The following is a 14,526-nucleotide window of genomic DNA, read 5'->3' on the forward strand; positions in this document are numbered from 1 at the left end:
AGCTAGCGCAACCGCTTGAGTCTTGAACTCATCGGTGTAGTTACGGCGAGTAGATGGATACATGGCAACCTCCAAGAGAACGATTTAAGTATCGCTTCTTGGCGTCCGTTGTCACGGGACAGGTCCATAGATACTTATGCCCCGATGAGGGAGTGTCAGTCACTTATTTGTTAACTGACCCGCCCCCAAAAAACTCACCCCGCCTGCCGCAAATGCTCCATCGCCCAAACCGCCGCCTCCACCCGCGACCGCAACCCCAGCTTATGCAGCAAATTCTTCACATGCACCTTCACCGTCCCCTCGGTAATCCCCAATTTATGCCCGATCACCTTGTTGCTGTGCCCACTGGCAATCGTGCGCAGCACCTGGCGCTCGCGTTCAGTCAACTCCACCGCCGCATGCGGTTGCGGCGAGCGCAGGGCCTGGGCCAGTACGCGGGTCAGGCCAGGGCTGATCACCAAGGCGCCATGCAACGCATCGCGGATGTACTGGATCAACAATTCCGGCTCCATATCCTTGAGCAGATAGCCATTGGCATCCAGCCGTAACGCATCACGAATATCGTCTTCAGCGTCGGACACGGTAAACAGCAACACCTTGCCGCCATAGTTCATGGCGCGCAGGCGGCGCAGGGTTTCGAGGCCGTTCATGTGTGGCATGTTGTTGTCCAGCAGCACCAGGTCCGGTTGCAGCGCGTCGATCTGGTCCAGGGCTTCCTGGCCGTTGCCGGCTTCGCCGACCACTTGCAGGTCGTCTTCCAGTTCAAGCATCTGGCGCATGCCGTGGCGCATCATCGGGTGGTCGTCGACCAGCAGGATACGGTGGCGAGTGGCTGTGTTCATGCGTGGGTGCCTTGTAGGGGTTGCCCGAGAAATTCCGGGTGAAAGCGCAGTTGCACCCGCGTGCCCTGGGGCTCGCGGGGGCTGATGTCGAGGTGGCCGTGCAGGCTGCGGGCGCGTTCGTCCATGATGGTCAGGCCGTGGTGTTCACGCCTGTCGACCGCTTCGCAAAAACCACGGCCGTCATCTTCGATGCTCAGGCTCACGGTCTCGCCCTCCTGGCGCAGTTGCAGCCAGGCATTTTGCGCATGGGCATGGCGCAGGCAGTTGGAGAGGGCTTCGCGGGTGATCTGCAGCAAGTGGATCTGTTCGCTGGCCGACAGTTGGAAGGCCAGGGCGTCCATATGCAGGTGCACCTGGAATTCGCCACGCCGCGAGAACTCTTCGGCGGTGTCCTGTAGCTCCTGAACCAGCCCGGCATCGTGGATTTGCAGGCGGAAGGTCGTGAGCAATTCGCGCAGTTGGCGGTAGGCGTTGTTCAGGCCGTCGCGCAGTTCGGCGGTGACGGTGGCCAGGGTTTCCACCGGTTCGCCACGGCGGATCAGGGTTTGCATGCGGCTGACTTGCAGCTTCATGTAGGACAGCGCCTGGGCCAGGGAATCGTGCAGTTCGCGGGCGATGATGGTGCGTTCGTCGAGCAGCAGCAGGCGGTGGTCCTGTTCACGCTGGCGCTTGAGCGACAGCGAGGTGCCGATCAGGTTGGCCAGGGCCTGGATCAACTGTTTCTCCCAGTCCTGGGGCGCATGGCCGTCGAGGAAGTGTGCCTTGAGTTCACCCAGTTCCGCGCCCTGGTTGCTGATGCTGAACACCTGGGGCAGTGCGACGTGGATCTTCTGGCAGGAGGCGCAGTCGCCGATGGCGCAGACGTTACGGCCGTTCTCACCATGCAGCGAGAGCATCTGCTGGGCCGGTGCGAGGAAGTGCCCTTGCAGGCACAGCGACAGGCGCAGCCCCGGCAGGCGTTTCTGGAAGCGCCGGATCAATTCATCCAGGCCCTCGGCATTCGCCAGGCGCGTGGCCAGGCTGCGGCTGCTCTGGTAGAGCAGTTCGAGGGCGGCGTTGGCTTGTTGCAGGTTGAGGGTTTTCTGCCGCACCTGGCTCTCCAGGGTGCGGTGGGATTGTTCAATGGTTTCGGCCATGGCGTTGAAGCTCAGGGCCAGTTGCCCCAGCTCGTCTTCGGAGCGGTGGTTGACCCGGGTCTTGAAGTCGCCGTCACGAAAGCGCCGGGTCGCGTGCACCAGTTCTTCCAGGGGGTTGACCACGCCGTACTGTAGTTCATACAGGCCGATCAGCAGGATGATCAGCGTGCTGAACAGCGCCAGCCCCTGGATACCCTGCTGCCAGCCTTGTTTCTGTTCGCTCTGTTGCTGCAACAGGCTGACGAACTGGTTGAGTTGATCGACAAAACCCGGCGCGCTGGCCTGGAACAGCAGCGCGTCGCCGCGTGCCACGGCCGGGCGCAAGTCATCGTTCCAGCGCTGCTGGATTTGTTGGTAGCTCTGTAGCAGGGCGCTGCGCGGGCCGTCTTCGAGCACCGCCTTGAGCGATTGGCTGTCGAGGCGCCCTTGCAGGCTGTGGATGATGGTGTCGATCTCGTCGGTGGGCGCGCCGGCGGCGAGTTTCCAGCTGAGGTGGTAGGTCTCCATGCGCACCGAGCCGGCGGTGTTGATGGCGGCGGCGTCGCCCTGGCTGAACCAGGCGATCAAGCCCGCACTCAAGGAACTGGCGAGGGCGAGGATGGCGATCAGGATCACCGCCAACCCGGCGCGAGCGGGCAGGGAGCTGCGCAGCCAGTTAAACATGGCGGCGTAAGTGAAGGGGGTTGGAAGCCTGCATGGCGGCACCTGCAAAGGGAAAAGGGCTGAAAAACCGCAATCCCTGGCGCACTACCTCTAAAGAATTGCCGGCCAACCCTCCCACGGGAAAATACCGGCACAAGAGACCAATCCATTGATAAATAAAGACTTTCTCTTGTTATTGGAACTACCTCCTTAGAGGTATGTGGGGCCAGCATAGCCCCATACCCCCCAGGCGGACGTTGACCTGGGTCAAGTTCCGCGGGGGTGCCGCCCCTAACCTGCGCTCATGGAATCACTTTCTGGAGCGCATACCGTGACTCAACCCCGTATGAGACAGGGCCTGGTGCTGGGCATGAGCACCCTGGCTTTCACCGTCTGCTTTATGGTGTGGATGATGTTCGCCGTGTTGGGCGTACCCATCAAAGAGCTGTTGCAACTCAACGAAACCCAGTTCGGCCTGTTGGCCGCCACGCCGGTATTGACCGGCTCGCTGGTGCGCCTTCCGCTCGGCCTGCTGACCGACCGCTTCGGCGGGCGCATCGTGTTCTTCCTGTTGATGCTCGCCTGTGTGTTGCCGCTGTACCTGATCACCTACGCCACCGCCTATTGGCAGTTCCTGGTGCTGGGCCTGTTCGTCGGCCTGGCTGGCGGTTCGTTTTCGGTGGGCATCGCCTACGTCGCCAAGTGGTTCGACAAAGAGAACCAGGGCTTTGCCATGGGCGTGTTCGGCGCCGGCAACGCGGGCGCCGCCGTCACCAAGTTTCTGGCCCCGGCGCTGATCGCCCTCGGCACCTGGCATCTGGTGCCCAAGGTGTTCGGCGCGATCCTGTTTATCACCGCGCTGCTGTTCTGGTTCCTCACCAGCGAAAACAAGGCCCACCGCAGTGCTGGCGGCGCCACCCTGCGCGAGCAACTGCTGTGCCTGAAAGACCCGGCCGTGTGGCGCTACTGCCAGTACTACTCGATTGTGTTCGGCGGCTACGTGGCCCTGGCGCTGTGGATGACCAAATACTACGTGCAGGAATACGGCTTCAGCCTGCAAAGCGCCGCGTTGCTGGCCGCCTGCTTCTCCCTGCCGGGCGGCGTGCTGCGTGCGGTGGGCGGCTGGATGTCCGACCGCTGGGGCGCCCAAAGCGTGACCTGGTGGGTGCTGTGGGTGAGCTGGATCTGCTTGTTCCTGCTCAGCTACCCGCAGACCCAATTGCAGGTGCAGACCGTCAGTGGTCCCCTGGATTTCCATATCGGCCTCAACGCCACCCTGTTCACCGTGCTGCTGTTTGTGATGGGCATCGCCTTCGCGTTCGGCAAGGCCTCGGTGTTCAAGTACATCGCCAATGACTACCCACAGAACATGGGTGCGGTGTCCGGCATCGTCGGCCTGGCCGGTGGCCTGGGCGGCTTTGTGCTGCCGATCCTGTTTGGCGCCCTGGTGGACCTCACCGGCGTGCGCTCGTCCTGCTTCATGTTGATGTACGGCGTGGTCTGGGTGTCCCTGACCTGGATGTACTTCAGCGAAATGCGCAAGCAACCGCTGTTGGGCAAAACCGCCCAACCTCTCCAAGGAGAATGAACATGTCCATCGCGCAAAAGCCCGGCTCGGGGCCGGTGATTCACGACTGGCGCCCTGAAGACCCGGCGTTCTGGGGCGCCAGCGGCAAGAAGACCGCGACCCGCAACCTGTGGATCTCGATTCCCGCGCTGTTGCTGGCCTTCGCCGTGTGGATGGTGTGGAGCACGGTGATCGTGCGCCTGAACGCCATCGGCTTTATGTTCACCACCGACCAGCTGTTCTGGCTGGCGGCGTTGCCGGGCTTGTCCGGTGCGACCTTGCGGGTGTTCTACTCGTTCATGGTGCCGATCTTCGGCGGCCGCCGCTGGACCGCCCTGAGCACCGCGTCGTTGCTGCTGCCGTCGCTGTGGATGGGCTACGCGGTGCAAGACCCCAGTACCCCCTACAGCGTGTTTGTACTGATCGCGCTGCTGTGCGGTTTCGGCGGCGGCAACTTCGCCTCGAGCATGTCCAACATCAGCTTCTTCTACCCCAAGTCGCAGCAAGGCACGGCCCTGGGCCTGAACGCTGGGCTCGGCAACCTGGGGGTGTCGGTGATGCAGTTCTGCGTCCCGCTGGTGATCACGTTCGGCGTGTTCGGCCTGGTGGGCGGTCAACCGCAAACCTTGCCGGATGGCAGTCAACTCTGGCTGCAGAACGCCGGTTTTATCTGGGTGCCGTTTATCCTTACCGTCACCGTGGCGGCCTGGTTCGGCATGAATGACCTGTCCAGCGCCCGCGCTTCATTCAGCGAGCAGGCGGTGATCTTCAAGCGCAAGCACAACTGGCTGATGTGCTGGCTGTACCTGGCGACCTTCGGCTCATTCATCGGCTTTTCGGCGGCGTTTCCGCTGCTGATCAAGACCTCGTTCCCGGATGTGGTGGCGCTGAAATTCGCCTTCCTCGGCCCGCTGGTCGGCGCCCTGGTACGCCCACTCGGCGGCTGGCTGGCGGACAAGCTGGGCGGCGCACGGGTGACCTTGTGGAACTTCGTGCTGATGATCGTGATGGTGTTCGGCGTGCTGCACTTTTTGCCGGTGAACGGGCAGGGCGGCAGCTTCTACGGCTTCCTCGGCATGTTCATGCTGCTGTTCATCACCACCGGTGTCGGCAACGGCTCCACCTTTCGCATGATCCCGGTGATCTTCCGCACCCAGCACGAGAAGGCCAGTGCCGGTAAATCCGCCGCCGAGCGCGAGCAGGCGATCAAGGATGCCGGCAAGGAGTCCGCCGCCGTGCTGGGCTTCAGTTCGGCCATGGGCGCCTTTGGTGCGTTCTTCATTCCCAAGTCTTTCGGCACGTCCATGGCCGCCACCGGCAGCCCGGCGATGGCCTTCTACATGTTTGTCGGTTTCTACCTGAGCTGCATCGTCGTGACCTGGTGGTGGTACGCCCGCAAAGGCTGCGCCACACCCTGCTGATCGACCACGAATTCGCGGGGCAACGCACCCCACGGCACGCCTGATGAGGAAAGCATCATGAGTCACTTATTGGATCAACTGCGGTTCTTCAACCGCAAGCAAAACGAATTCTCCGACGGTCACGGTGAGACCCGCAAAGAGTCCCGCGACTGGGAAAACGTCTACCGTTCGCGCTGGCAGTACGACAAGATCGTGCGCTCCACCCATGGCGTGAACTGCACCGGCTCGTGCTCGTGGAAGATCTACGTGAAGAACGGCCTGATCACCTGGGAAACCCAGCAGACCGACTACCCGCGCACCCGCAACGACCTGCCCAACCATGAGCCGCGCGGCTGCCCACGGGGTGCCAGCTACAGCTGGTACATCTACAGCGCCAACCGCCTCAAGTACCCGAAGATCCGCAAACCGCTGCTCAAGCTGTGGCGTGACGCGCGCCAGACCCTGTCGCCGGTGGAGGCGTGGGCGAGCATTGTCGAGGACAAGGTCAAGGCCGACTCGTACAAGAGCAAGCGCGGCATGGGCGGTTTCATTCGTTCGAACTGGGAGGAGGTCAACGAGATCATCGCTGCCTCCAACGTCTACACCATCAAGCAATACGGCCCGGACCGCATCGTCGGCTTCTCGCCGATCCCGGCCATGTCGATGGTCAGCTACGCGGCGGGTTCGCGTTACCTGTCGCTGATCGGCGGCGTGTGCCTGAGCTTCTACGACTGGTACTGCGACCTGCCACCGGCCTCGCCGATGGTGTGGGGCGAGCAGACCGACGTGCCGGAATCGGCCGACTGGTACAACTCCAACTACATCATCGCCTGGGGTTCCAACGTCCCGCAGACCCGCACCCCGGACGCGCACTTCTTCACCGAGGTGCGCTACAAGGGCACCAAGACCGTGGCCATCACCCCCGACTACTCGGAAGTAGCCAAGCTCACCGACCTGTGGCTCAACCCCAAGCAGGGCACCGACGCCGCGTTGGCCCAAGCCTTCAACCACGTGATCTTCAAGGAATTTCACCTGGATAAACCGAGCGCCTACTTCACCGACTACGCCAAGCGCTTTACCGACTTGCCGGTGCTGGTGATGCTCAAGCCGATGACCGGGTTCGCGCCCGGCGCCGGCTTCCAGCCCGACCGCTTCCTGCGCGCCTCGGACCTCACCGGCAACCTCGGTCAGGACAACAACCCGGAATGGAAAACCATCGCCCTCGACGAGAGCGGTGAACTGGTGTCGCCACAAGGCTCCATCGGCTACCGCTGGGGCGAGAAAGGCAAGTGGAACATCCTCGCGAAGGAGGGCGGTGAAGGCCGCGCCATCGACCTGAAACTCAGCCTGATCGGTGACGACGTCGCCGAAGTGGCCTTCCCGTATTTTGCCGGCGAAGCCCACGAACACTTCCAGCACGTGGCCGGCGATGCCGTGCAGTTCCGCCGCGTGCCGGTGCACAGCGTGACCCTGGCCGACGGCAGCGTGGCCAAAGTGGCGACGGTGTTCGACTTGTCCGCCGCCAACTTGGCCATCGACCGTGGCCTGGGCGGCCAGAACGTGGCCAAAGACTACGACGACGCCAGCGTGCCGGGCACCCCGGCGTGGCAGGAAGCGATCACCGGCGTCAGCCGCGAGAAAGCCATCCAGATCGCCCGTGAGTTCGCCGACAACGCCGACAAGACCAAGGGCCGTTCGATGATCATCGTCGGCGCGGCGATGAACCACTGGTACCACATGGACATGAACTACCGCGGGCTGATCAATATGCTCATGCTCTGCGGTTGCGTCGGCCAGACCGGCGGCGGCTGGGCCCACTACGTCGGCCAGGAAAAACTGCGCCCGCAATGCGGCTGGCTGCCCCTGGCCTTCGGCCTCGACTGGAACCGCCCGCCACGCCAGATGAACGGCACCAGCTTCTTCTACGGCCACAGTTCGCAATGGCGCCACGAGAAGATGAGCATGCACGACGTGCTCTCGCCGCTGGCCGACAAATCGCAGTTCCCGGAACACGCCCTGGACTACAACATCCGCGCCGAACGCGCCGGCTGGTTGCCCAGTGCTCCGCAGCTCAACACCAACCCGCTGCACATCTGCCGTGATGCCGCCGCCGCCGGCATGACGCCGAAGGACTACGTGGTCAAATCCTGGCAGGACGGCAGCCTGCGCTTTGCCTGCGAACAGCCGGACAGCCCGGTGAACTTCCCGCGCAACATGTTTATCTGGCGCTCCAACCTGCTCGGTTCCTCGGGCAAGGGCCATGAGTACATGCTCAAGTACCTGTTGGGCACCAAGAACGGCGTGATGAACGAAGACATCGGCCACAGCACCGAATGCAAGCCCACCGAGGCCGAATGGGTCGAGGACGGCGCCATCGGCAAGCTTGACCTGGTGACCACCCTGGACTTCCGCATGTCCTCCACCTGCGTGTATTCCGACATCGTCTTGCCGACCGCCACCTGGTACGAAAAAGACGACATGAACACCTCGGACATGCACCCGTTCATTCACCCGTTGTCGGCGGCCATCGACCCGGCGTGGGAGTCGCGCTCCGACTGGGAAATCTACAAGGGCATCGCCAAGGCGTTCTCGGCCATGTCGGTCGGCCACCTGGGCGTGGAGCAAGACCTGGTCACCGTACCGTTGATGCACGACAGCGTCGGCGAACTGGCCCAGCCGTTTGGCGGCACCGACTGGAAAAGCGCCGGTGTGGCGCCGGTTCCGGGCAAGAACGCGCCGAACATGGCAGTGGTGGAGCGTGACTACCCGAACATCTACAAGCAGTTCTCGTCGCTGGGCCCGATGCTGGAAAAACTCGGCAACGGCGGCAAGGGCATCAACTGGAACACCGATGAAGAAGTCGAATTCCTCGGCGAACTGAACCATCACGAAAGCGATGCGGGCATCAGCCACGGCCGGCCGAAAATCGACACGGCCATCGACGCCGCCGAAGTGATCCTGTCCCTGGCCCCGGAAACCAACGGCAAGGTCGCCTTGAAAGCCTGGGCCGCGCTGTCGGAATTCACCGGCATCGACCACAGCCACTTGGCGATCTCCAAGGCCCACGAAGCGATTCGCTTCCGCGACATCCAGGCGCAGCCGCGCAAGATCATCTCCAGCCCGACCTGGTCAGGCCTCGAAGACGAGCACGTGAGCTACAACGCCGGCTACACCAACGTGCATGAAAACATCCCATGGCGCACCATCACCGGCCGCCAGCAGTTCTACCAGGATCACCCGTGGATGCAGGCGTTCGGCGAGCAGTTGATGAGCTACCGGCCACCGGTCAACACCCGCACCATCGAAGGCGTGAAGGGCAAGCGCAGCAATGGCGAGACCGAGATTGTGCTGAACTGGATCACCCCGCACCAGAAGTGGGGCATCCACAGCACCTACAGCGACAACCTGCTGATGCTCACCCTGAGCCGTGGCGGACCGATCGTGTGGCTCTCGGAAATCGACGCCAAGCGTGCCGGCATCGAAGACAACGACTGGATCGAATGCTTCAACGTCAACGGTGCATTGACCGCCCGTGCGGTGGTCAGCCAGCGCGTCAAGGAAGGCATGGTGATGATGTACCACGCCCAGGAACGCATCGTGAACGTGCCGGGTTCGGAAACCACCAAGACCCGCGGCGGCCACCACAACTCGGTAACCCGCGTGGTGCTCAAGCCGACCCACATGATCGGCGGCTATGCCCAGCAGGCCTACGGTTTCAACTACTACGGCACGGTCGGTTGCAACCGCGATGAGTTTGTCGTGGTGCGCAAGATGGCCAAGGTCGACTGGCTCGATGGCTCCAGCGGCGATGACTTGCCGCGCCCATTGCCGACTGACATCGAGGAGAACTGAGATGAAAATTCGCTCACAGATCGGCATGGTCCTCAACCTGGACAAATGCATCGGCTGCCACACCTGTTCGATCACCTGCAAGAACGTGTGGACCAGCCGTGAAGGCATGGAATACGCCTGGTTCAACAACGTCGAGTCCAAGCCCGGCATCGGCTACCCCAAAGAGTGGGAAAACCAGGACAAGTGGAAGGGCGGCTGGGTGCGCAACGCCAACGGCTCGATCAACCCACGCATCGGGGGCAAGTTCCGCGTGTTGGCGAACATCTTCGCTAACCCCGACCTGCCGAGCCTGGACGACTACTACGAGCCGTTCGACTTCGACTATCAGCACCTGCACACCGCGCCATTGGGCGAGCACCAGCCGACCGCACGCCCGCGTTCGCTGGTGTCCGGCAAGCGCATGGAAAAGATCGAGTGGGGCCCGAACTGGGAGGAAATCCTCGGTACCGAATTCGCCAAGCGCCGCAAGGACAAAAACTTCGACCAGATCCAGGCCGACATTTATGGCGAGTACGAAAACACCTTCATGATGTACCTGCCGCGCCTGTGCGAGCACTGCCTCAACCCGGCGTGCGCGGCATCCTGCCCGAGCGGTGCGATCTACAAGCGTGAAGAAGACGGCATCGTGCTGATCGACCAGGAGAAGTGCCGGGGCTGGCGCATGTGCATCAGCGGCTGCCCGTACAAGAAAATCTACTTCAACTGGAAGAGCGGCAAGTCCGAGAAGTGCATCTTCTGCTACCCGCGTATCGAAGCCGGTATGCCGACCGTGTGCGCCGAAACCTGCGTGGGTCGGATTCGCTACCTCGGTGTGCTGCTGTACGACGCCGACCGCATCAGCGAAGTGGCGAGCACCGCCAACGAGCAGGACCTGTACGAGAAGCAACTGGAAATCTTCCTCGACCCGAATGACCCGGCGGTGATTCGCCAGGCCCTGGCCGATGGCGTGCCGCAGTCGGTGATCGACTCGGCCCAGCGTTCGCCGGTGTACAAAATGGCGGTCGACTGGAAGCTGGCGCTGCCGCTGCACCCGGAATACCGCACCTTGCCGATGGTCTGGTACGTACCGCCGCTGTCACCGATCCAGAACGCCGCCGCTGCCGGCACCGTGGGCATGAACGGGGTGATCCCGGATGTGGACAGCCTGCGTATTCCGCTGCGGTACCTGGCGAACATGCTCACCGCCGGCGATGAAAAACCGGTCAAGCGTGCACTCAAGCGGCTGTTGGCGATGCGCGCCTACAAGCGCTCCCAGCAAGTCGATGGCGTGCAGGACCTGCAAGTGCTCGAAGACGTCGGCCTGAGCGTTGAACAGGTGGAAGAGATGTACCGCTACCTGGCGATCGCCAACTACGAAGACCGCTTCGTGGTACCGAGCGCCCACCGTGAAGACGCCATGAGCGACGCGTTCGCTGAACGCTCCGGGTGTGGTTTCAGCTTCGGCAGCGGTTGCAGCGGCAGTTCCGACACCAACATGTTCGGCGCCAAGAAGGCCAACCGCCGTGACGTGCTGAAAACCGTCCAGATCTGGGAGGACTGAGCCATGCGCATTCTTAAAGTGATTTCGTTGCTGCTCGACTACCCCACCGAGACCCTGGTGAACGGTCGCGATGAACTGGAGCAGGCGATTCTCGAATCGCGGGAAATCAGCCCCAAGCAGCGCGGTGCGTTGTTCGAGCTGCTGGAGTTGATCTGCGCCAATGATCTGATGGACGGCCAGGAACACTACGGCGCGCTGTTTGGCCGGGGGCGTTCGCTGTCGCTGTTGTTGTTCGAACACGTGCACGGCGAGTCCCGCGACCGCGGCCAGGCCATGGTCGACATGATGGCCCAGTACGAAGAAGCCGGGTTTGCCATCGGCGTCAAGGAGCTGCCGGACTACATCCCGTTGTACCTGGAGTTCCTGTCCACCCGCGAAGACATCGAGGCCCGTGAGGGCCTGGCGGATGTGGCGCACCTGTTGGCCTTGCTCGCCGCGCGTCTGGACGAGCGTGAGAGCGGCTATGCCAGTTGCTTCCGTGCGTTGTTGCAGATTGCCGGCGCCGAGCCGCACCAGGCTGTGGCCGAACTGCGTGCCCAGGTCGCCGCCGAACCACGCGACGACTCCCTCGAAGCCCTGGACAAAATCTGGGAAGAGGAAGCGGTGGACTTTATGCAGGCCGAACAGCAGGACCGTTGCAGTTCAATGCCGAGCAGTCCGGGCAAGGCCCGCGAAGAAAGCGCGGTGCCGTTGCACTGGGTGGATTTTCAGCAAGAAGGCCGGGCCGCAGCGCCCGCCGGGGAGGTGGGTAATGTCTAAGTGGAATTTGCTGGTATTCGGGGTGTACCCCTATGTGGCCCTGGCGATCTGCCTGTTGGGCAGTTGGGCGCGGTTCGACTTGTCGCAGTACACCTGGAAGGCCGGCTCCAGCCAGATGCTCAACAACCGTGGCATGCGCGTGGCGAGCAACTTCTTCCATATCGGCGTGCTGTTCGTGCTGGCCGGGCATTTTGTCGGCCTGCTGACCCCGGCGTCGATCTACCACCATGTGATCAGCACTGAGAACAAGCAGTTGCTGGCGATGGTCTCGGGTGGCTTCTTCGGCCTGCTGTGTCTGGTGGGCCTGCTGATGCTGGTCAAGCGCCGCCTGGGTGACCCGCGCGTGCGGGCTACCTCGAGCCCGTCGGACATCCTGATCCTGCTGGTGCTGCTGGCGCAGTTGGTGCTGGGTTTGCTGACCATCGTTGCCTCTACCGGGCATATGGACGGTTCGGTGATGGTGATGCTCGCCGACTGGGCGCAGAACGTGGTGCTGTTGCGTCCGCTGGACGCGGCGGCTTCGATCGAGCCGGTCAGCCTGATCTACAAGGCCCACGTGGCGCTGGGCTTGACCCTGTTTGTGCTGTTCCCGTTTACCCGCTTGGTGCACATGGTCAGCGCGCCGATCTGGTACTTGGGGCGTCGTTATCAAATCGTGCGGCAGAAGTACTGAGGAGAACGTCATGACTACAGGATGCGGATGTGGTGGCGGTAACGGCGGCAGCGGTGGTTGCGGCTCGTCGGCCAAAGAACCGGTGACGATGGCCGAGGTTGTAGCCCAGGCGCCTTTCGAGGAACTCAAGGCGCCGGAGTTGATCGCCAGCAGTGAACAGGAATGGCCGATCATCAGCGTCAATGGCGTGGCGGTCACGCCCGAGGGCATGGCCCTGGAGTTGCAATACCACCCGGCCGACAGCCGCGAGGAGGCGGTGTACCTGGCCGCCCGCGCGCTGGTGATCCGCGAGCTGTTGCAGCAGCGGATCGCCGAGCTGGGCCTGGCGGTGGAGATCGCCGCCGGTGAGAACGAAGAAGAGGCGGCCACGCGCCTGCTGCTGGAGCGTGAGGTCACGGTGCCGGACTGCGACGAGGCGACCTGTGTGCGCTACTTCGAGAACAACCGTGGACGCTTTCACAGCGCGCCTTTGTTGGCGGCGCGGCACATCCTGCTCGAATGCGCGCCGGACGATGCCGAGGCGCGCCACCTGGCGCGCACCCAGGCCGAAGTCCTGCTGCTGAGCCTGGAAGAACAGCCCGGCCAATTTGCCGAACTGGCGCTCAAATACTCGGCCTGCCCGTCCAAGGCCCAGGGTGGTTCGTTGGGCCAGGTGAGCAAAGGCCAGACCGTGCCCGAGCTGGAGCGCCAGCTGTTCACCCTGGCCCCAGGCCTGGCCGCCAAGCCGCTGGAGAGCCGTTACGGCTGGCATGTGATCAGTGTCGACCAGCGTATCGAAGGCCAGCCGTTGCCGTACGAAGCCGTGGCTGTAGCGATTCGCACCCAGTTGCAGCAAGGGGTGTGGCAGAAGGCATTGGTGCAGTACCTGCAAACCCTGATCGGCGCGGCGGACATCCGCGGCATCGCGCTGCAGGGTGCCGACTCACCGTTGGTGCAGTGACATGAGCCTGGTGGATGGGGTGGGCCGTTCGATCGATTACCTGCGCTTGTCGGTGACCGACCGTTGTGATTTTCGCTGTGTGTATTGCATGGCGAAAAACATGACATTCCTGCCGCGCCAGCAGGTGCTGACCCTGGAAGAACTGGAACGCCTGGCCGCGCTGTTTGTGGGGCAGGGCGTGCGCAAGATCCGCCTGACCGGGGGCGAGCCATTGATTCGCCCGGGCATTCTCGGCCTGTGCCGCAACATCGCGGCGCTGCCGGGGCTGCGTGAACTGGTGATGACCAGCAATGGCTCGCAGTTGGCGCGACTGGCGCGGCCGTTGGTGGAGGCGGGGGTCAAGCGCATGAACATCAGCCTCGATAGCTTGGACCCTGAGCGCTTTCGCGCGATTACCCGCAACGGTGATCTGCGCCAAGTGCTGGACGGTATCGAGGCCGCGCGGGATGCGGGGTTCGAGCGGGTCAAGCTCAACTGCGTGGTGATGAAGGGGCGCAATTTTGACGAAGTGCCGGCATTGGTGCGGTATGCCATTGAGCAGGGTGTCGACATCAGTTTTATCGAGGAAATGCCCCTGGGGGACGTGGGGCGGTCGCGGGGGGAGACGTTCTGCTCCAGCGATGAAGTGCGTGCGCTGATTGCCCGTGAGCATGGGCTGATCGACAGCACCGAGAACAGCGGAGGGCCAGCGCGGTATGTGCGGTTGGCACGGCATCCGGGGACGCGGGTGGGGTTTATTTCGCCGAATTCGCATAATTTTTGTGGCAGTTGTAATCGGGTACGGATGACGGTGGAGGGGCAGTTGTTGTTGTGCCTGGGGCAGGAGGATGCGGTGGATTTTCGCGCTTTGTTACGGCGCTATCCGGGGGAGGATGGGCCTTTGGTTGAGGCGTTGCACAGGGGGTTGGAGGGCAAGCCGTTGCGGCATGATTTCAGTGGGGCGGGGGAGGTGCAGGTGGTGCGGTTTATGAATATGAGTGGGGGGTGAGTACATATCCATTACTTCGGCCTGAAGGGTTAACCACGGCCTTAGAGCTGGCCGGAGTTGGGTCTGGTGTACTCGGTTAAAAATGTGGGAGGGGGCTTGCCCCCGATGAGCATAAGTATCTACACAACTTCAGTAGGATAACGCGTAGCAGCTGTCGAGCCTTGGCGAGGCTGCGTTGGCGTTGTGT

Annotated in this window: 10 protein-coding genes; 8 read left to right on the forward strand and 2 right to left on the reverse strand. The window is 62.6% G+C overall.

Annotated features, from left to right (window positions below; genetic code table 11):
- Positions 1-194: 194 nt before the first annotated feature.
- Together narL and AB1462_RS31210 are read right to left on the reverse strand one after the other, a co-directional pair.
- Positions 195-842 carry a two-component system response regulator NarL gene (gene narL / locus AB1462_RS31205; RefSeq protein WP_090403135.1) on the reverse strand — a complete coding sequence of 216 codons (648 nt, stop codon included), beginning with the start codon at positions 840-842 and terminating at the stop codon, positions 195-197.
- Complete coding sequence (locus tag AB1462_RS31210; protein WP_090403137.1) at positions 839-2,641, reverse strand: HAMP domain-containing protein; 1,803 nt, start codon at positions 2,639-2,641, stop codon at positions 839-841. Before AB1462_RS31210 ends, narL begins: the two co-directional genes overlap by 4 nt.
- Before the next feature lie 310 nt (positions 2,642-2,951).
- Here AB1462_RS31210 and AB1462_RS31215 point away from each other — a divergent pair, with 310 nt between their 5' ends.
- From AB1462_RS31215 to moaA, 8 genes are read left to right on the forward strand one after another with little or no spacing between them, the layout of a single operon-like run.
- Entirely contained in the window at positions 2,952-4,208 is a 1,257-nt protein-coding gene (locus AB1462_RS31215; RefSeq protein WP_090403140.1) for a nitrate/nitrite transporter, read from the forward strand.
- A gap of 2 nt (positions 4,209-4,210) precedes the next feature.
- Complete coding sequence (locus tag AB1462_RS31220; RefSeq protein ID WP_367248921.1) at positions 4,211-5,608, forward strand: NarK family nitrate/nitrite MFS transporter; 1,398 nt, start codon at positions 4,211-4,213, stop codon at positions 5,606-5,608.
- Positions 5,609-5,665: 57 nt separating this feature from the next.
- Positions 5,666-9,439, forward strand: a complete 3,774-nt coding sequence (locus AB1462_RS31225) for a nitrate reductase subunit alpha (RefSeq protein WP_090403144.1) — start codon at positions 5,666-5,668, stop codon at positions 9,437-9,439.
- A 1-nt stretch (position 9,440) separates the two neighbouring features.
- Positions 9,441-10,979 carry a nitrate reductase subunit beta gene (gene narH / locus AB1462_RS31230; protein WP_027607174.1) on the forward strand — a complete coding sequence of 513 codons (1,539 nt, stop codon included), beginning with the start codon at positions 9,441-9,443 and terminating at the stop codon, positions 10,977-10,979.
- Positions 10,980-10,982: 3 nt separating this feature from the next.
- Positions 10,983-11,738, forward strand: a complete 756-nt coding sequence (gene narJ / locus AB1462_RS31235) for a nitrate reductase molybdenum cofactor assembly chaperone (RefSeq protein WP_027607173.1) — start codon at positions 10,983-10,985, stop codon at positions 11,736-11,738.
- Positions 11,731-12,411, forward strand: a complete 681-nt coding sequence (narI, locus tag AB1462_RS31240) for a respiratory nitrate reductase subunit gamma (RefSeq protein ID WP_090403147.1) — start codon at positions 11,731-11,733, stop codon at positions 12,409-12,411. The genes narJ and narI overlap by 8 nt, the downstream gene beginning before the upstream one ends.
- Positions 12,412-12,421: 10 nt before the next feature.
- On the forward strand, positions 12,422-13,351 hold the full coding sequence (locus AB1462_RS31245) for a peptidylprolyl isomerase (protein WP_367248924.1): 930 nt from the start codon (positions 12,422-12,424) through the stop codon (positions 13,349-13,351).
- 1 nt (position 13,352) lies between these two features.
- Positions 13,353-14,339 (forward strand): GTP 3',8-cyclase MoaA, encoded by a 987-nt coding sequence (gene moaA, locus AB1462_RS31250; RefSeq protein ID WP_090403151.1) that lies wholly within the window; start codon positions 13,353-13,355, stop codon positions 14,337-14,339.
- The last annotated feature ends 187 nt before the right edge of the window (positions 14,340-14,526 follow it).

The sequence above is a fragment of the Pseudomonas sp. SB113 genome (genome assembly GCF_040754745.1).
Taxonomy (GTDB): domain Bacteria; phylum Pseudomonadota; class Gammaproteobacteria; order Pseudomonadales; family Pseudomonadaceae; genus Aquipseudomonas; species Aquipseudomonas grimontii.

What these genes read in the sequence shown, in the direction of transcription:
- AB1462_RS31245 (WP_367248924.1), top strand. Translation starts at nt 12,422, where the DNA reads ATGACTACAGGATGCGGATGTGGTGGCGGTAACGGCGGCAGCGGTGGT.
- narH (WP_027607174.1), top strand. Translation starts at nt 9,441, where the DNA reads ATGAAAATTCGCTCACAGATCGGCATGGTCCTCAACCTGGACAAATGC.
- narI (WP_090403147.1), top strand. Translation starts at nt 11,731, where the DNA reads ATGTCTAAGTGGAATTTGCTGGTATTCGGGGTGTACCCCTATGTGGCC.
- AB1462_RS31225 (WP_090403144.1), top strand. Translation starts at nt 5,666, where the DNA reads ATGAGTCACTTATTGGATCAACTGCGGTTCTTCAACCGCAAGCAAAAC.
- narL (WP_090403135.1), bottom strand. Translation starts at nt 842, where the DNA reads ATGAACACAGCCACTCGCCACCGTATCCTGCTGGTCGACGACCACCCG.
- AB1462_RS31220 (WP_367248921.1), top strand. Translation starts at nt 4,211, where the DNA reads ATGTCCATCGCGCAAAAGCCCGGCTCGGGGCCGGTGATTCACGACTGG.
- narJ (WP_027607173.1), top strand. Translation starts at nt 10,983, where the DNA reads ATGCGCATTCTTAAAGTGATTTCGTTGCTGCTCGACTACCCCACCGAG.
- AB1462_RS31210 (WP_090403137.1), bottom strand. Translation starts at nt 2,641, where the DNA reads ATGTTTAACTGGCTGCGCAGCTCCCTGCCCGCTCGCGCCGGGTTGGCG.
- moaA (WP_090403151.1), top strand. Translation starts at nt 13,353, where the DNA reads ATGAGCCTGGTGGATGGGGTGGGCCGTTCGATCGATTACCTGCGCTTG.